Here is a 16,729-nt window from a genome sequence, read left to right on the forward strand (position 1 = left end):
GCCGAATGTTACTCACGTTATATCGGGGGTCACATCCCCTCCTCGGGCGACCAACCCGCCGCCGTGATGTCGACTCCCTCGCCGCGCAACGGTGCACCCTCGGCCCGCAGCCGGGCCCGCGCCTCGCGCTCGTGCCCCGGTGGCAACCGGCCACCCGCGGTCACCACCCGATGCCAGGGCACCGAACCACCGTGCCGGGCCATGATGCTGCCCACCAGTCGCGCCGAGGAACGACCCGAGCGTTCGGCCAGCGCGTCGGCGATCGCCCCGTACGACATCACCCGAGCCTCCGGAATCCGCTCCACCAGGTCCAGCACGGCCTCGACGTACTCGTCAGGAGTCACAATCGGCCACCATATGGGAACGCCACCGGGCCGCGCGGGCGTGAGCACGCAGAATGGGCGGGTGCGCGACGCAGTCACGGCCGCTCGGCGGATCGTCGTCAAGATCGGGTCTTCCTCGTTGACCACCGCCACCGGCGGTCTGGCCGACGAGCGGGTCGACGCGCTCGTCGACACCCTGGGCCGGCTCGGTGCCGAGGGCCGCGAGGTCGTCCTGGTCTCCTCCGGCGCGATCGCCGCCGGCCTCGCGCCGCTCGGCCTGACCCGACGTCCGCGCGACCTGGCCACCCAGCAGGCCGCCGCCAGCGTCGGCCAGGGCCTCCTGATCGGCAGGTACGCGGCAAGCTTCGCCCGGCACGGCCGCACCGTCGGGCAGGTGCTGCTCACCGTCGACGACGTGACCCGGCGGGCGCACTACCGCAACGCGTACCGCACCCTGCGCAAACTGCTCGATCTGCGGGCGGTGCCGATCGTCAACGAGAACGACACGGTCGCCACCGAGGAGATCCGGTTCGGCGACAACGACCGGCTGGCCGCCCTGGTGGCCGCCCTGGTGCACGCCGACCTGCTGGTGCTCCTCTCCGACGTGGACGCGCTCTGGACCGGCGACCCGGCCCGTTCCACGTCGGTGCGGATCGCGGAGGTCCGCAGCGAGCAGGACCTGACCGGCATCACCATCGGCGGCACCGGCCGGTCCGGCGTCGGCACCGGCGGCATGGTGACGAAGGTCGAGGCGGCCCGGATCGCCACCGGCTTCGGCATCCCCGTGGTGCTCACCTCCGCCGACCTGGCCGCGCCGGCGCTGACCGGCGAACCGGTCGGCACGCTGTTCCACCCGCAGCGGCAACGGCCGACCGCTCGGCTGTTCTGGCTGGCCCACGCCACCTCGCCCCGAGGGCGCCTACACCTGGACCCGGGCGCGGTGGCCGCCGTCGTCGGGCGGCGTAAGTCGCTGCTGCCGGCCGGCATCACCGCCGTGGACGGCACCTTCACCGCCGGCGACCCGGTGGACCTGGTCGACACCGCCGGTGCTCCGGTAGCCCGTGGCCTGGTCAACTACGACGCGGTGGAGTTGCCGGGACTACTCGGCCGTTCCACCTCCGAACTCGCCGCGGCGCTCGGCCCGGCGTACGAACGGGAGGTCGTCCACCGCGACGATCTCGTGCTGCTGTGAGCCCTTCCCGAGGATGAGGAGTTGTGCCGGCATGAGTGTCGTGGAGCAAGCGGAGCGGGCGCGGGACGCCGCCGCCGAACTGGCCGTGGCCACGCGTACCACCAAGGACGCCGCGCTGGTCGCGATGGCGGACGCGCTGGTGGCGCGTACCCCGGAGGTCCTTGCCGCGAACGAGGCGGACCTGGCGGCCGGGCGCGAAGCCGGGCTGAGCGCGGCCGTGCTGGACCGGCTCGCCCTCGACGAGGGCCGAGTGGCCGGCATCGCCGGCGCGCTGCGCGAGATGGCCGCGCTGCCCGACCCGGTCGGCGAGGTGGTCCGCGGGTCCACGCTGCCCAACGGGCTGGAACTGCGCCAGATCCGGGTGCCGTTCGGGGTGGTCGGCATCATCTACGAGGCGCGGCCCAACGTGACGGTGGACGCCGCCGGGATCTGCCTCAAGTCCGGTAACGCGGCGCTGCTGCGCGGGTCGTCGTCGGCCGCGCACTCCAACGCCGCGCTGGTAGCGGTCCTGCGCGACGCGATCGCCGAGAGCGGTCTGCCGGCCGACGCGGTGCAACTGCTCGACGCCAGCTCCCGCGACTCGGTCAAGGAGCTGATGCGCGCCCGAGGACTCGTCGACGTGCTCATCCCGCGCGGTGGCGCGTCGCTGATCCGCACCGTGGTCGAGGAGTCGACCGTGCCGGTGATCGAGACCGGGGTGGGCAACTGCCACGTCTACGTCGACGCCGCCGCCGACCTGGCCAAGGCCGTCGCGGTGACGTTGAACGCCAAGACCCAACGGCTGTCCACCTGCAACACCGCCGAGTCGCTGCTGGTGCACGCCGACGTCGCCGACGCGTTCCTGCCGCCGATGCTGGCCGCACTCGCCGAGGCCGGGGTGACCGTGCACGGCTCCCCCGAGGTGGCCGCCCACTCCGCCGCCGTGGTTCCGGCCAGCGAGGAGGACTACGCGACGGAGTACCTGTCCGCCGACATCTCGGTGGCGGTGGTCGACTCGCTGGACGCGGCGGTCGCGCACATCCGTCGCTTCGGCACCGGACACACCGAGGCGATCATCACCGACTCGACGACGGCGGCCCGGAAGTTCGTCGCCCGGGTGGACGCGGCGGCGGTGATGGTGAACGCGTCGACCCGGTTCACCGACGGGGGCGAGTTCGGCTTCGGCGCGGAGATCGGCATCTCGACGCAGAAGCTGCACGCCCGCGGCCCGATGGGCCTGCCCGAGTTGACCAGCACCAAGTACGTCGTCACCGGCGACGGTCACGTGCGCTGATCGCCCGGGCGGCAGGCCCTGATCGCGGACAGCGTGGAGTGCACGTCGAACTGGTGGCCGTCGTCGCTCTCCCACCCACCGTCGCTGCGCTGTGTCTCGGCGAGCCGCCGCAGGGCACGCGTCATGACCCAGTCGTGCGAGTCGATGCCAACCCGGCGCAGCGTGGCCGCCAGCCACGCCACGTCCCCCGCCGACATCGTGGCCATCCGTTCGGCGAGGACCACCTGGATCCGCGCCGACTCCTGGAACATGTCCTGACGGTGCAGTACGGCCGCGCTCAGCCAGCCGGCGGCGAGGAACGACGGCCAGCTCCCGTCCGGGCGCAGCCGCGCGACGATCGACTGGGCCGCGGCCTGCACCACACCGGCGTACGCCCCACCGACCCGGTGATCGAGCGGACCCGAGGCGCGGGCGTCCAGACCGGCGACGGTGAGCCAGAAGCCGGCGTTGGCGGTGAGGAAGAGTTTGGCCTCGGGGTCGCCGGGTCGGGCCCACTCGGGCGCCGAGCCGGCCAGCGAGAGGTCCTCGTCCCAGCCGCCGTCGGCCTGTTGCCGGGACGCCAACCAGTCCAGTGCCCGGCGGGCGGCGGGACGACCCAGCGCGCCGAGGTCGTCCAGCTCGACGAGCCGGAAGCAGGTGGCGTCGACCGAGGCGACCTCACCGCCCCAGGTCGCCGGCCAGCCACCGTCGGGCGACTGGCTGACCTCGGCCGCGTCCAACAACTCGGGCGGTGCTGGGGTGCCGTTGCGCAGCCAGGAGAGACGGGCGCGTTCCACCGCATCCCCGTGCGCCACGACGAACCCGATCGCCGCTTCCAAGTCGACCACGGCGGAGACGCTACCTGCGCAGACGCGATCCCGCTTCGGGGAATCGGCCAGCCGGAAATGGCTGCGTCGCTCTGCGGGCCGGCCTGGTCGGAGCCGTTTGCGTCGATTGACGGGACGGGCCGGAGCCGGGACGACGGGGTCGCCCCGGCTCCGCCGATCAGTACGCGGGCAGCGACGGGTCGATCTGCTTGATCCAGGAGAGCACGCCGCCCTGCACGTGGACGGCGTCCTTGAATCCGGCCGCCTTGAGCGCGGCAAGCGCCTCGGCGGAGCGGACACCGGACTTGCAGTGCAGCACGATCTGCCGGTCCTGCGGCAGCTTCGCGAGAGCCTCGCCGGAGATGACGTCGCCCTTGGGGATCAGGGTGGCGCCGGGGATCCGCACGATCTCGTACTCGGCCGGCTCCCGCACGTCGACGAGGAAGATGTCCTTGCCGGCGTCCTGCCACTCCTTGAGCTCCAGGGCGGTGATTGTCGAGTCGAGCGTCGCCTCCTGGGCCTCGACCGAGACCGCGCCGCAGAAGTCCTCGTAGTCCTCGAGCAGGTCGGTGACGGTCGGGTTCTCGCCGCAGAGCACGCAGTTCGGGTCCTTCCGGACCTTGATCTTGCGGTACTCCATCTCCAGGGCGTCGTAGACCATCAGCCGGCCGACCAGGGGCTCGCCGATGCCGGTGAGCAGCTTGATCGCCTCGTTCACCTGGATCGACCCGATCGACGCGCAGAGCACGCCGAGCACGCCACCCTCGGCGCAGGAGGGAACCATGCCGGGCGGCGGCGGCTCCGGGTAGAGGCACCGGTAGCAGGGGCCGTGCTCGGCCCAGAACACCGACGCCTGACCGTCGAAGCGGTAGATCGAACCCCAGACGTACGGCTTGCCGAGGAGCACCGCCGCGTCGTTGACCATGTAGCGGGTGGCGAAGTTGTCGGTGCCGTCGACGATCAGGTCGTACTGGGCGAAGATCTCGCGGACGTTCTCCCGGTCCAACGCGGTGTTGTGGATCTCCACGTTGACCAGCGGGTTGATCTCGCGGATCGACGCGGCGGCGGACTCGGCCTTCGAGCGGCCGACATCGGACACGCCGTGGATGACCTGGCGCTGGAGGTTGGACTCGTCGACGGTGTCGAAGTCGATGATGCCGAGCGTGCCGACCCCGGCAGCGGCCAGGTACAACAGGGCCGGCGAGCCGAGGCCACCGGCGCCGACACAGAGCACCCGGGCGTTCTTCAGCCGCTTCTGACCGGCCACCCCGACGTCCGGGATGATCAGGTGGCGCGAGTAGCGGCGGATCTCGTCAACTGTCAGCTCGGCGGCGGGCTCGACGAGCGGGGGCAACGACACGGTGGACTCCCCGGGATCGGCGGTGTGAACCGCGCCATTGTTGCTCGCCGGGGCCCCGCTCGGCCATGAGGGAGGACACGTGGTCCGCGATGCGGGAGCGGGAATATCTCAGGGGACGACGTCGCCCGCGTAACGACGGCCATCGAGATAGGGCCAGGCGTTGGCCACACAGCCGCGCAACCCGTACGTCTGCTGCTGCATCACCGGGGCGAGTTCCCCCGGGCCGGGGCACGCCTCGTGCTCGTGGCCGAACTCGTGGCCGACCTCGTGGTTGATGACGTAGGTGCGGTACGTCTCCAGCGACGCGCCGTAGTCGGGCACCGCCTCCTGCCAGCGGGCCAGGTTGATGACGACCCGGCCGGGCAGCCGGCAGGAGGTGTAGCGCTCGGTGGTCAGCCCACCCTCGGCGCACATCCGCTCCGACGTGACCGGGGTGGCGAGGTAGATGGTGAAGTCGGCGGCCCGGACGTCGGCCACCCGTTGCACCCGCAGTTCGCCCGAGGCGATCCAGCTCCGCGGGTCGGCCAGCACCTCGTCCACCCGCTGGGCGAACGCGTCGGCGTCCTGCCCGCTGTCGCGCTCGACCACGACGCGGTATCGCCGCAACGGCCCGTCCTCGCCGTGCACGGCGGTACCGGAGTCGGCGGCGGTGAACCGCCCCGCGCCGACCGACGGGTAACCGCTGGGCGCCGGGTGGGCCTCCCCACCGCCCACGCCCATGCCGCCCTGGGTGGGGGTGGGGGGCGCGTCGGCCGGCGGTTCGGCACCGCGTGCCACTGTCACGCCGACGGCCGCGGCGACGACGAGCACGCCGAGCAGGACACTCCGGCGGCGGCGACGGCGCATCCGCACGAGCGTGGGACGCGTGCCCTCGTACGCCGATCCCTCGGGCGGGTCGGACGACTCGGGCGGGCCGTAAGGGGACGACGGCGTCATGACGTCCAGCCTGCCAGATTATTCGGGCAATTCTCCGCCTTTGCCTTTTATCGTCGCAATACGTCTTTCCGGCTGCCTCAGAGCGCCGGCCCCGCGTAACGCCGGCCGTCGACGTACGGCCACGGGTTGACCCGGCACCCGTTGAGGAAGAGCGTCTGCTGCATCATCACCGGCGCCGGCCGCCCCGCCCCCGGGCAGCGCTCGTGGTGGTGCCCCAACTGGTGACCGACCTCGTGGTTGACCACGTACGTCCGGTAGACGGACAGCGGCACGCGCGCCGAGACGTAGTGCGGCACCGACAACCGCCACCGGTCCAGGTTGATGATCACCTGACCCGGCGCCCGGCAGGAGGTGTACGGCCGCCCGTCGACCCGGATGTCCACGCCACCCTCGGCGCACATCCGGCCCGCCGTACGGGCGGTCGCCAGATAGACGGTGAAGTCGCGGGGAGCGTCCCCCGGCACCTGTTGCAACCGCAGTCGGCCGCTGTCGATCCAGCTACCCGGTCCGGTGAGCGCCACCTGGACAAACTGGGCGAAAGCGGCAGCGTCCTCGTTGCTGCCCGACTCGACAGCCACCCGGTAGCGACGCAGCTCGCCAGCACGGCCCAGGACCGGGCCGGAGCGGTCGTCGTGGCTGAACCGGCCCGTCCCCGCGCTCGGGACCGGACCGGGCATCCGCAGCACCGGCGACGGGCTCGGCGACGCCGCCACCGTGGCGCTCGGCGACGCGGCCGCCGACGGCGGCAGGCCCGCCAACAGCGGCGGCGGACCGGTCTCCTCGGCGGCCAACCGGCCGGGCGGCTCGCCCTTACCCTCGGCGATCACGGTCACCGCCGCGCCGACCGCCAGCCCCACCGCCACCAGTTGGGCGATCAGTGCGAAGCGTCGGTGGCGGCGAGCAGACCTGAACATCCCGGTCAGCCTGCCAGATCGGACAGCCGAACGGTCTCCCCCTTTTCGGTGAGCAGGCCGAGCACCGCACGGGCGACCAGCCGGGGAACCTCCAGCTGTGCCACGTGGCCGACACCGTCGAGCATGAGCAGGCGGCTGTCCGGGATGACCCGGGCGGTCTGCGGCGCGACCCGGACGTCGACCAGCCGGTCCTGCCGACCTCCGACCACCAGCGTCGGCGCGCGGACCGCGCTGGCGAGTCGCCACAGCGAACCCGCCCCCGGCAGGTACGCCCGCAGGAAGCTGGAGACCAGGCCCCGGAACGTCCGGACGTACGCGGCCGCGTAGTGCTCCGCCTCGTACCGCACCCGGATCTCCTCCAACGCCTCCTCCCGCCGCTGCGCACAGATGCGGCTCAGATCGGCGACGCACGCCTCGAGCACCTGCTCGGCCATCACCTCCGGAGCAAGCTGGGTGAGCCGCCGGGCGACCAGTCGCTCACCCCCCGGAATGGCCAGGACCGGCAGCATCCTGCCCTGCAACGACCGCCGGAAGTCCAGGAACGGCAGCGCCGGGGAGATCAGGGTGAGGGTGCGGACCAGGTCCGGGCGCAGCGCCGCCACCTGGACCGAGACCGCGCCGCCCAGCGAGTTGCCGAGCAGGTGGACCGGTCCCCGACCGGAGTGCTCGATCCACCTGATGACCAGGTCCGTGAAGGCCGGAATCGTGTACCGCCGGCCCGGCTCGCTGCGACCGAACCCGGGCAGGTCGATGGCCTGGCCGTCCAACCGGTCGGCGAGCAGTCCGGCCAGGTCGGTCCAGTTCTGTGACGAACCACCGAGCCCGTGCACGAACAGCGCCGGCTCGGCGTCCACGGTCGTCCCCGGGGTGTCCCGCACGTACGTGACAGTGCCGTCGAGGTTGACCTTCCGGCCCGGCCACGGCGGCGGCACACCGGCATCGCGAAGGAGATGGTCCGGCCAGAGGGTGGCGCGCTTCATGCCCCCCAGTCTGCCTCGCACCACTCAGGACAGCAGCGCCTCCAACCGACGGTTGACCGCCGCCAGCGTGGCCCGGACCACCGCCTGCCGCGGATCGCCGGCCACCAGGGCCGAGCCGGCGAGCTGCTCGACCCAGCCGTCACAGACCAGGAGCACCACCACGGTCGCCACCTCACAGTTGCCGAACGGCACCACCGCCGCGTGCTCCACGAAGCAGCGACCACGCTCGGCGTTCTCGCCCCCGCGCAGCAACTCGTCGACGGCGGCGGCCGCGGCCACCGCGCACAGACGCAGCACGTAACCGTCCACCGCCGGCCCGGTCGCGTACCCGGCGGCGTTGTCGTCGCCGGCCAGCAGCCGTACCTCCACGTTGGCGTCCAGACCGAAGGTGCTGACCTGCACGTGGTCGATGACCACGCGCGGCCCCGGCGCGCCGCCGGTGTCCAGAGGTCGGGAGGGCGCCGACTCCGTCGTGGTCACCTGACCACCGGAGTACGACGTACCGACCGTCGCCGGGCTGCCGGTGGCTCCACCAGCGGGTACGCCTGAGACCGAACCGGGCTCCTCGACCGTGGCACGGCCCCGGTGCGGCGCGGTCGTACGCCGGGGACGCGCGACCTCCGAGCCGGTCCACCGCTCGGTGCCCGCCGGTGCGGCCGCCGCCGAGCCCCCACTCGACCGGCCGATCGTGGGTGCCTCGGCGGCGCGCGAGTCCGCGCCGGTGTTGCGCGGTTCGGCGGGCCGGGCCTCGGCGGATCGCGCGTTGGCGGATTTCGCGCCAGCCGGTCGGGGCTCGGCGGGTCGGGGCTCGCCGGCGCGGCGACGGACCGGTGGCGGGGCCGGAGTGGTGGGCAGGCCGGGCACGTTCTGCGGGGCGGCGGCGAGGCCCATCCGTTCCTGGAGCAGCCGGGCGACCTGTCGACTCACCTCGGCCGGGTCCGCGCCGTCGGCCAGGTCCAGTCGCAGGCTGTGCGCACCCGCCGGGGTACGACGCAGCGCCGCGTCGCGGACGCCGGCCACCTCCCGGACGGCGTCCAGGATGGCGTTGACGTCGAATCCCTCGGGACGCTCCCGCAACGGAGCAGGCTCGTCGTCACGGCGCAGGTGGGTGGCGATGCGAGCGAGCTCGGGAGTTTCGGCGGGTGGCTCCACGGCTGGCGGCTCCGGCACAACGGGCACGTCCGGTTCCGCGGGGACGCGCTGCGGCAGCACCGCCGGCGTGTCGGGCCGTCGACCGCTGGCGGCGGACTCGGCCGGCGACGCCGGGTCGGGTGCGGATCGACGAGCCGCATAGGGAGAGGCGGACGCGGGTGACGGTCGGTCGGGGCGGCCGGGACCGCCGGTGGCGGAGGCCGGACCGGCCGACTGCGGTGGGGTGCCGGCGGCGGAGGGGCCGGCTGCCGTCGGGGCGGTGCGGGCCGGACCGACGGTCGAAGGGTCGGGCGGCTCGGGGGTAGCCGGCCGGAGCCGGAACGGCCCGGTTGGTCGGACCGGGCCGGTCGAATCTCCGGTGTCGCTCGCGCGGGCGGGGCTCGCCGGTCGGGTGGCCGGCCAGGACGGACGATCGGACGGAGCGGCTGCCGGGATGCGCCCCTCGGACCAGTCGGTTCGCTCGGTTGCCGCGTTCACCACGGGCGATGGCGAGCCCCCGGCCCAGGAGGGCCGCTCGGCCGCCGGACGCACCGGCACCGCCGGCGGCGGCGTGACCTGCGGCGGCGCGTCCGCCACCGTCGCCGGTGGGCCGGCGGGCGCGGGCGGTGGGTCGGCCGGCGCTGACGGATCGACCGGGTCGGCCCAGGACGGACGCGGACTCGCAGGCGTGCCAGCGGAGGCCGGATCGCCGGCCCAGGACGGGCGCGACGCCGGGAAGCTGGTCGGCGCGGGGGCCGACTCGCCGGCCCAGGAGGGGCGCGGCGGCGGGAGGGCCGATGCCGGACCGGCCCAGGACGGACGCTCGACAGCAGGCGGACCACTGGTCGGCACGGAACCACCGGCCCAGGACGGACGCTCGGGAGCCGGCGGCTCGGCACGCGGCGGCACGGGTGGGCCGCTGGTCGGGGCGGGGTCCGCGCCACCCGTGCGGAGTGACGGGTCGGTCGGCACGCTTGTCGAGACCGGCGCGGCCCACGACGGGCGGTCCGCCGAAGGCGCAGCGGCCGGCTCGGACGTCGACCCGCCGGCCCAGGTCGACCCGCCGGCCCAGGAGGGCCGCTCGGGCGGCTCGGGCCGGGAGGCTGCCGGCGGCACGCTGATCGGGGTCGGGACCGGACGCTCGCCGGCCCAGGACGGGCGCGTGGACCGGTCGCGACCGGAAGCCGCTTCGGCGTCGGGGGCGACGTCGTACGGGCGCGGTGGCTCGGCGTCGTACGGGCGGCTCGGCTCGGCGGCCAACGGCTCGTACGGGCGGGTCGGCTCGGCACGCACCGCCTCGTACGGCACGCTCGGCTCGGCTACCCAACCCGGCGCGGACTCGTCCCGCGTCGGCCGGTCGGCCGGCTCGCCGTCCTGGCGGGACCAGGGTGGCGCCCACCCGCTGCCCCAGCTCGGGCGGTTCCAGCTGGGCCCGGACCAGTCCGGCTCGATGGAGGAGGATTCGCCAGCGCGGCGCCCGTCCCCGACGGGGCGCTCCGGCTCGGGGTCGTCGCCGCGCCCCGACTCGGCCGAGCCCTCCGGCGCGAGGTCTTCCGGTCGGGCGCGCGACACGGCCGGCGGGTCGTCGACGGTCGACCGGTCGCCGGTGGGCGCGCGGAGACCGGGTGGCACCTCGAAGCCCGAGGCGGCCGCGCCGACGGGCGGCACCTGGATGGGTGCCGTGCCGGGCACACCGGGCTCTGACCAGCGGGCGCCGTGCGGTGCGGCGGGGTCGGCGGTCAGGTGCCGGGCCCGGCCGGTGTCGGCCTCCCCCGACCCCTGCTCCGTCGGCGGCGCGGGGCGCTGGGCGGGCACCGCGAGGCGGCCGGCACCCAGGTCGGGCCGGTCTTCGACGGTCCGCCCCGGCGGCGCGCTCACCGGCGTCTGGCGACCGGACGACGGCCCGACGCCGAGCACCTCGGCGTCGGCGTGGTGGACCCCGTCGACCTCGCCGTCGCCGTCGACCTCGGCATGGTGGACGCCGTTGGTGTGGTTGCCGTTGACTCTGGCCTGCCGCTCGGAGTCCCCGTTCACTCCGGGTAGCGGGGCCGGCAGGTCACCGTGCCTCGTGGAGGTGGTGCGCCAGCCGGACGCGGGGTCGGACTGCCATCGTGGCGCCTGCTCCCCGGCCGTTTCGCGCTCGCCGGACGGGGACCACCCGCCCGTCGAGGGCGCCCACCCGCCGCCGGAACGGCCCGGATCGTCGTGCTGACCCGCTCCGTCACCGTGCTCTCCCGGGGTGGCGGCTCCGGGTTGCCCTGTTTCACTCACCGCGCGCTCCTTGGTCGCCCTCGCTGAGGCTACCGTGTGGGGAGAGTGGCGATAAGTTACAGCGGCGGGCCAATTCCACGACGCGGTCGGGGGCCGCCCCGTCTGGGGGGAAAATGCCGGCTCGTACGGAGAACTCGGAGGAGCCCATGACCGCTGTGGGGAACGGCGCACAGACCGCAGGCAGGCCCACGCGCCTGCCCCGCTCCGCGCGTCGTAAGCAGCTGCTCGCGGCGGCGCAGGAGGTGTTCGTCGCGCAGGGCTACCACGCTGCGGCGATGGACGACATCGCCGAGCGGGCCGGGGTCTCCAAGCCGGTGCTCTACCAACACTTCCCCGGCAAGATGGACCTCTATCTGGCCCTGCTGGACACGCACTGTGACGCCATCGTCGCTCAGGTGCGCGAGGCGATGCGCGGCACCAGTGACAACAAGGAGCGGGTCGGCGCGTCGGTGCGCGCGTACTTCGACTTCGTCGATCACGAGAGCGAGGCGTTCCGCCTCGTCTTCGAGTCGGACCTGCGCAACGACCCGGCGGTACGGCAGCGGGTCGAGCGGGTCGAGCAGGGCTGCATCGCGGCGATCACCGACACCATCATTTCCGACACCGGCGTGAGCCGGTCGCACGCCGAACTGCTCGCTTCCGGGCTGGTCGGCGCGGCGGAGACGGCCGCGCAGTTCTGGCTCGCCGGCGGCCGGCAGGTGCCGAAGGCCGAGGCCGAGGCGCTGGTCGCGGCGCTGTCGTGGCGGGGCATCGCGAGCTTCCCGCTGCAAGGTGAGTCAGCCTGACCGCCAACCCCGTGATCGGATAGCCTTCGCAGGGCGGTTATCGCCCAGTTGAGGAGGCACAGTGGAGGTCAAGATCGGCGTGCAGTACGCGCCGCGCGAGCTGGTTCTGGACAGCGCGCAGTCGCCGGCCGAGATCGAGCAGATCGTGACCGACGCCTTCGCCGGCAACGGCGGCACGCTCTCCCTGACCGACGAGAAGGGCCGGCGGGTCATCGTTCCGGTCGAGAAGGTCGCCTACGTCGAGATCGCCGAGGCGTCCCCCCGAGCGGTCGGTTTCACCGTCCGCTGACCGGTCCGGCCGTCGCGGCAGGTCGGCGTCCGGCCACCTGCCGCGGGCCGGCACCGCGGAGCGCGCCCCAGGGGTGGGCGCGCAGTTGTTCGGCCCGAGAGCCGCCATTCCTGCGGTGTGCCGCGTGAAAACTCCGCGACGATATGTGAGGCAGCTCACATTCACTTGCCCCGCGTGGCGGCTGGCCGACCGGGAATCGGGACGTGCGCTTGCCTGTTCGGGTAGCATAGAGCAGTTGCCGCGGGCGCCGATCTGATCGACGTTCAGCCTGCGGTGCGCGTGCGGCCCGGTCCGGCTCGGCAGTCTGCCCCCGACCGTGTGGCCCGCGTCATACCGACCGCGCCCTGAGGACATGACGGGGCGCACCCACGAGAGGGCACCCCCACATCCACATGAGCGAGTTGACTCAAGATTTGCTGGACGGCCAGGAACTGGCCCCCACCGCCCCGGTTCGACCGGAGGCCCCCACGTTCGCCGAACTCGGCGCCCGCGCCGAGACCGTCGAGGCCCTGGCCTCGGCCGGCATCACCCGCGCGTTCGCCATCCAGGAGTACGCGATCCCGATCGCGCTGCGCGGCGTCGACCTCATCGGCCAGGCGCCCACCGGCACCGGCAAGACCCTCGGCTTCGGCGTACCGCTGCTGGACCGGGTCTTCGCGCCGGGCGAGGGCAGCGACGGCGTCCCCCAGGCGCTGGTCGTCGTCCCCACCCGTGAGCTGGGCATCCAGGTCGCCAAGGACCTGGCCGCCGCCGGCCGGACGCGCGGCGTCCGCGTGCTGCCGATCTACGGCGGCGTGGCGTACGAGCCGCAGATCGACGCGCTGCGCAAGGGCGTCGAGATCCTGGTCGGCACCCCGGGCCGACTGATGGACCTCCAGAAGCAGAAGCACCTGCGCCTCGACCGGGTGCACGCCCTCGTCCTCGACGAGGCCGACCGGATGCTCGACCTGGGCTTCCTCGACGACGTCGAGAAGATCCTGGCGATGCTGCCGGAGGACCGGCAGACGATGCTCTTCTCGGCGACCATGCCGGACCCGATCGTCACCCTGTCCCGGCGTTTCCTGCGCCAGCCGATGACGATCCACGCCGGCCACACCGCCGAGACCGGACCGTCGCCGCAGACCCAGCAGCTGGTCTACCGCACCCACTCGATGAACAAGGTCGAGGTGGTGGCGCGCATCCTCCAGGCCGAGGGGCGTGGGCTGACCATGATCTTCACCCGCACCAAGCGGGCCGCCGACCGGGTCGCCGAGGATCTCGACTTCCGCGGGTTCGCGGTCGCCGCGGTGCACGGTGACCTCGGCCAGGGCGCCCGGGAGCGGGCCCTGCGGGCCTTCCGCGCCGGCAAGATCGACATCCTGGTCGCCACCGACGTCGCGGCCCGAGGGCTGGACGTCACCGGCGTCACCCACGTCATCAACTACGACTGCCCGGAAGACCAGGACACCTACACCCACCGCATCGGTCGTACCGGTCGGGCCGGGGCGACCGGCGTCGCGGTGACCTTCGTCGACTGGGACGACATGCCGCGCTGGCGGATCATCGACAAGACCCTCGGTCTGGAGATGCCCGAGCCGCCGGAGACGTACCACACCTCTCCGCACCTCTACACCGACCTGCACATCTCGACCGAGGTCAGCGGCACGCTGCCCACCGCCGAGCGGACGCGCGCCGGGTTGTCCGCCGAGATCGAGGAAGACCTGGGCGGCACGACGCGCTCCCGCCGCGGTGACGGCGGTGGCCGGGGCTCCCGACGCGGTGAGAGTCGTGGCGAGGGCAGGGGCGAGCGCCGTGGTCGGGGCGACGGTCGCCGGGACCGCAGCGACGCCGGCACGCCGGCCGCCGAGGCGCCCGCGGACACCGCCGGCGACGAGGCCACCGGCACCCCGCGCCGCCGGCGTCGCCGCCGGGCCGGCGAGACGGTGACGGGTGAGCCGACCGCTGTGATCACCGCCGACGCAGCGCCGGCCGAGGCCGCCGACGCGACCGAGGGCGAGGTGTCGAAGCCGCGCCGCCGCCGCCGCCGTCGTGGTGGTGGCGGTTCCGACGCGGGTACGCCGGCCGAGGCGACCGCGGACTGACGCAACGAGATCCATCCGACATCCCCCGCACCGCCCGAGCGCGGTACGGGGGATGTCGCCTTCTTCCCACCCCACCTGCCGAAGATGGAACGATGCCGCAACCACTGGACGCTGCCCTGACCGAGGTTCGAGCGCTACTGCGCGACCCCGCGCTGACCCGGGCGGTCGCCGCCGGACGCCGCCGCGGCCGTCGCCCCACAGTCGAGCGGGCCGAGCTGCGGCCGGTGACGCTGAAGGCCGGGCCCCGACTTCAGGTCACCACCTCCGACGGCGTACGCCCGTACACCCGCAATGTCGCTCCCGGTCCCGAGGCCGACGCGGCGGTCGACGAACTGCTGGCCGAGCCCTTCGGCAACTGGCACGTGGAGACGACCGACGAGACCCTCCAGCTACGGGTGACCAAGTCCGGCGAGGCGCAGGTGCACCGGGCGGCGACGGCGCGACCGGCGGCGAAGCCCGGTGGAAACGACCGGGCCAAGGAGTACCTGCTCGATCCCGGCGACCCGATCTTCGCCGAGATCGGTGGCTCGGCGGCCAAACGGCGGCAGGTCGACGCGTTCCTGCGCGCCCTGGCGGCGACCCTGCCCGACGATCTGACCGGCCCGCTACGGGTGGTCGACCTGGGCTGCGGCAACGCCTACCTGACCTTCGCCGCCTACCGTTACCTGGCGAGCCGGGGGCTCGATGTCGAGCTGGTCGGCGTGGACGTCCGCGAGGACCAGCGCCGCCGCAACACCGAACTGGCGCAGCGACTGGGCTGGGCCGACAAGGTCAGCTTCGTCGCCGGCACGATCGCCGAGGCCGTCGTCGACCCCTCGCCGGACCTGGTACTGGCGCTGCACGCCTGCGACACCGCCACCGACGAGGCGCTGGCGCGCGCGGTGCGCTGGCAGGCCCGCTGGGTGCTCGCGGCACCGTGCTGTCACCACGACCTCGCCAAGCAGCTACGCGCCGCGCCCACCCCGGCACCGTACGAGCTGTTGACGCGGCAGGGCATCCTGCGGGAGCGCTTCGCCGACGTGCTCACCGACGCGTTGCGCGCCGGGTTGCTGCGGGCGCACGGGTACCGGACCGAGGTGGTGGAGTTCGTCGACTCCCAGCACACGCCCCGCAACCTGCTGATCCGCGCCCGCCGCACCGACGCCGTCGACCCACGGCAGGCGGACTACCGCGAGCTCGTCGACCAGTGGCAGGTCACGCCCCGGCTGGAGGTCCTGCTGGCCTCCGACGAGCAGCACGCCGGCCGGTCGTAGCGCTGGCGGGCTGCCCGCCGGCCGGTCGTAGCGGCTAGCGCCGGCGGTCGGTGTTGCCGCCCCGGTCCCGGCTGCCGGAACGGTCGAAGACCGACACCCGGTCCCCGGTGTGCCGCGTCGCGCGGTCGTCGTCGATCGGGCTGCTCGGGAAGGGCACCACCTTGCCCGAGCTCTCGGCGTTACCGGCAGCCGTGAACGCGTTCCAGGAGATGTCGACGAGCAGCTTCTTCGTCTCGGCGTGCCGGACGGCGGCGTTGTGCTGCAACGCCATCCGCGCACCCAGGACCACGGCGACCAGCGTGGTGGTGATCGCGCCGGTGGCGGCCAGCACCTGGGCGCCGGTCGCCGCATCCGTGCGGAGCACCAGGACCAGCAGCCAGATCCAGAACCCGGCGGCGAAGACGCCGGCCTTGACGACGAAGAAGAGGCTCACCGCACCAGGCTGGTACGGCTGCGGACGGCGCGATTCGGCCATGGTGCTCCTCGGCGGTGGTCCGGGCGAACGCGGCAGGCGCGCGTGCGCCGTGCCGGGACGGGCACCGAGCTTAGTGGAAGAACGATGATGATCGCTCGGCACCGGTCCGAATACTGCCCGAGGTGGAGTCTCATCCGTGGGACAGTTTGTGCGGTCAGTCAGTGGTTTCCGATCCTCGGCGTACTACGCTCGAAGGCGCATCTTCCCAGTGCTCGGCCGGGAGGGAAAGACATACCGGAATGGGTTCCGCAGACGTAACACCGCAGATGGCGTTCGCCCGCTTCGTCCGGCGGGCCATCGACGACGCCCGCGAAGAGCGCGGGTGGACCGTGACCGATCTCGCCGCACACACGGGCGTGGGCCGCTCCACCGTGTTCCGTTGGCTCGCCGGTGACTGGCAGGACTATCCGGAACTGGCCAAGGTACGCGGCTTCTGCGCCGCGCTGGACCTGCCGGTGGCGGCCGCGTTCCGGGCGCTCGGGCTGCCCGACGCGGGTCCGACGCCCCGACGGCGCAGTGACGACGGCCCGGTCGACGCCGACGTCCGCGCCATCCTGGACCGCCTGGCCGACCCCGCCGTGCCCGCCGAGGAGAAGCACCACATCCGCGATCTCCTCCGCTACCTCGCCCGCCGCCCCACCCGCCAAGCCGGCTAACCCC

15 protein-coding genes are annotated in these 16,729 nt (G+C 73.5%); 7 read left to right on the plus strand and 8 right to left on the minus strand.

Annotation, left to right across the window (positions count from 1 at the left end; translation table 11 throughout):
- Window positions 1–29: 29 nt before the first annotated feature.
- Window positions 30–344: an MGMT family protein gene (locus tag ACGFH9_RS02490; RefSeq protein WP_393214089.1), complete on the minus strand. Its 315-nt coding sequence runs from the start codon at window positions 342–344 to the stop codon at window positions 30–32.
- Window positions 345–357: 13 nt separating this feature from the next.
- Between ACGFH9_RS02490 and proB the strand changes: the two genes are divergently transcribed.
- Together proB and ACGFH9_RS02500 are read left to right on the plus strand one after the other, a co-directional pair.
- On the plus strand, window positions 358–1,515 hold the full coding sequence (gene proB, locus ACGFH9_RS02495; protein WP_393214092.1) for a glutamate 5-kinase: 1,158 nt from the start codon (window positions 358–360) through the stop codon (window positions 1,513–1,515).
- A 31-nt stretch (window positions 1,516–1,546) separates the two neighbouring features.
- Entirely contained in the window at window positions 1,547–2,788 is a 1,242-nt protein-coding gene (locus ACGFH9_RS02500) for a glutamate-5-semialdehyde dehydrogenase (protein WP_393214095.1), read from the plus strand.
- On the opposite strand, the gene ACGFH9_RS02505 is transcribed toward ACGFH9_RS02500, so the two are convergent.
- The 6 genes from ACGFH9_RS02505 to ACGFH9_RS02530 all read right to left on the minus strand — a co-directional run bounded on the left by ACGFH9_RS02505 (window position 2,776) and on the right by ACGFH9_RS02530 (window position 9,824).
- Window positions 2,776–3,666, minus strand: a complete 891-nt coding sequence (locus ACGFH9_RS02505; RefSeq protein WP_393214244.1) for a prenyltransferase/squalene oxidase repeat-containing protein — start codon at window positions 3,664–3,666, stop codon at window positions 2,776–2,778. The genes ACGFH9_RS02500 and ACGFH9_RS02505 overlap by 13 nt on opposite strands.
- A 106-nt stretch (window positions 3,667–3,772) precedes the next feature.
- Window positions 3,773–4,954, minus strand: coding sequence for an adenylyltransferase/sulfurtransferase MoeZ (gene moeZ, locus ACGFH9_RS02510; protein WP_393214098.1), 1,182 nt, complete (start codon window positions 4,952–4,954; stop codon window positions 3,773–3,775).
- A gap of 108 nt (window positions 4,955–5,062) precedes the next feature.
- Window positions 5,063–5,890: a DUF3152 domain-containing protein gene (locus ACGFH9_RS02515; protein WP_393214101.1), complete on the minus strand. Its 828-nt coding sequence runs from the start codon at window positions 5,888–5,890 to the stop codon at window positions 5,063–5,065.
- A 77-nt stretch (window positions 5,891–5,967) separates the two neighbouring features.
- Complete coding sequence (locus ACGFH9_RS02520) at window positions 5,968–6,804, minus strand: DUF3152 domain-containing protein (RefSeq protein WP_393214104.1); 837 nt, start codon at window positions 6,802–6,804, stop codon at window positions 5,968–5,970.
- A 5-nt stretch (window positions 6,805–6,809) separates the two neighbouring features.
- Complete coding sequence (locus tag ACGFH9_RS02525) at window positions 6,810–7,784, minus strand: alpha/beta fold hydrolase (protein ID WP_393214107.1); 975 nt, start codon at window positions 7,782–7,784, stop codon at window positions 6,810–6,812.
- A gap of 24 nt (window positions 7,785–7,808) precedes the next feature.
- Window positions 7,809–9,824, minus strand: a complete 2,016-nt coding sequence (locus tag ACGFH9_RS02530; RefSeq protein WP_393214247.1) for a hypothetical protein — start codon at window positions 9,822–9,824, stop codon at window positions 7,809–7,811.
- A 1,508-nt stretch (window positions 9,825–11,332) separates the two neighbouring features.
- On the opposite strand from ACGFH9_RS02530, the gene ACGFH9_RS02535 reads away from it, so the two are divergent.
- The 4 genes from ACGFH9_RS02535 (at window position 11,333) to ACGFH9_RS02550 (ending at window position 15,594) form a co-directional block, all read left to right on the plus strand.
- Entirely contained in the window at window positions 11,333–11,971 is a 639-nt protein-coding gene (locus ACGFH9_RS02535; RefSeq protein WP_355242315.1) for a TetR/AcrR family transcriptional regulator, read from the plus strand.
- Between the two features lie 61 nt (window positions 11,972–12,032).
- Complete coding sequence (locus ACGFH9_RS02540; RefSeq protein WP_030329796.1) at window positions 12,033–12,260, plus strand: DUF3107 domain-containing protein; 228 nt, start codon at window positions 12,033–12,035, stop codon at window positions 12,258–12,260.
- A 392-nt stretch (window positions 12,261–12,652) separates the two neighbouring features.
- Entirely contained in the window at window positions 12,653–14,341 is a 1,689-nt protein-coding gene (locus ACGFH9_RS02545) for a DEAD/DEAH box helicase (protein WP_393214112.1), read from the plus strand.
- A gap of 92 nt (window positions 14,342–14,433) precedes the next feature.
- A complete protein-coding gene (locus ACGFH9_RS02550; RefSeq protein ID WP_393214115.1) occupies window positions 14,434–15,594 on the plus strand; it encodes a class I SAM-dependent methyltransferase in 1,161 nt (386 codons plus the stop codon).
- Between the two features lie 34 nt (window positions 15,595–15,628).
- Here ACGFH9_RS02550 and ACGFH9_RS02555 read toward each other — a convergent pair whose 3' ends face one another.
- Window positions 15,629–16,069 (minus strand): hypothetical protein, encoded by a 441-nt coding sequence (locus ACGFH9_RS02555; protein ID WP_393214118.1) that lies wholly within the window; start codon window positions 16,067–16,069, stop codon window positions 15,629–15,631.
- A 239-nt stretch (window positions 16,070–16,308) separates the two neighbouring features.
- On the opposite strand from ACGFH9_RS02555, the gene ACGFH9_RS02560 reads away from it, so the two are divergent.
- Entirely contained in the window at window positions 16,309–16,725 is a 417-nt protein-coding gene (locus ACGFH9_RS02560; protein WP_393214121.1) for a helix-turn-helix domain-containing protein, read from the plus strand.
- Window positions 16,726–16,729 lie beyond the last annotated feature (4 nt).

The organism is Micromonospora sp. NPDC049102 (assembly GCF_043197485.1).
Taxonomy (GTDB): Bacteria; Actinomycetota; Actinomycetes; order Mycobacteriales; family Micromonosporaceae; genus Micromonospora.

What these genes read in the sequence shown, in the direction of transcription:
- proB (WP_393214092.1), top strand. Translation starts at nt 358, where the DNA reads ATGGGAACGCCACCGGGCCGCGCGGGCGTGAGCACGCAGAATGGGCGG.
- ACGFH9_RS02500 (WP_393214095.1), top strand. Translation starts at nt 1,547, where the DNA reads ATGAGTGTCGTGGAGCAAGCGGAGCGGGCGCGGGACGCCGCCGCCGAA.
- ACGFH9_RS02515 (WP_393214101.1), bottom strand. Translation starts at nt 5,890, where the DNA reads ATGACGCCGTCGTCCCCTTACGGCCCGCCCGAGTCGTCCGACCCGCCC.
- ACGFH9_RS02520 (WP_393214104.1), bottom strand. Translation starts at nt 6,804, where the DNA reads ATGTTCAGGTCTGCTCGCCGCCACCGACGCTTCGCACTGATCGCCCAA.
- ACGFH9_RS02525 (WP_393214107.1), bottom strand. Translation starts at nt 7,784, where the DNA reads ATGAAGCGCGCCACCCTCTGGCCGGACCATCTCCTTCGCGATGCCGGT.
- ACGFH9_RS02535 (WP_355242315.1), top strand. Translation starts at nt 11,333, where the DNA reads ATGACCGCTGTGGGGAACGGCGCACAGACCGCAGGCAGGCCCACGCGC.
- ACGFH9_RS02545 (WP_393214112.1), top strand. Translation starts at nt 12,653, where the DNA reads ATGAGCGAGTTGACTCAAGATTTGCTGGACGGCCAGGAACTGGCCCCC.
- ACGFH9_RS02550 (WP_393214115.1), top strand. Translation starts at nt 14,434, where the DNA reads ATGCCGCAACCACTGGACGCTGCCCTGACCGAGGTTCGAGCGCTACTG.
- ACGFH9_RS02555 (WP_393214118.1), bottom strand. Translation starts at nt 16,069, where the DNA reads ATGGCCGAATCGCGCCGTCCGCAGCCGTACCAGCCTGGTGCGGTGAGC.
- ACGFH9_RS02560 (WP_393214121.1), top strand. Translation starts at nt 16,309, where the DNA reads ATGGGTTCCGCAGACGTAACACCGCAGATGGCGTTCGCCCGCTTCGTC.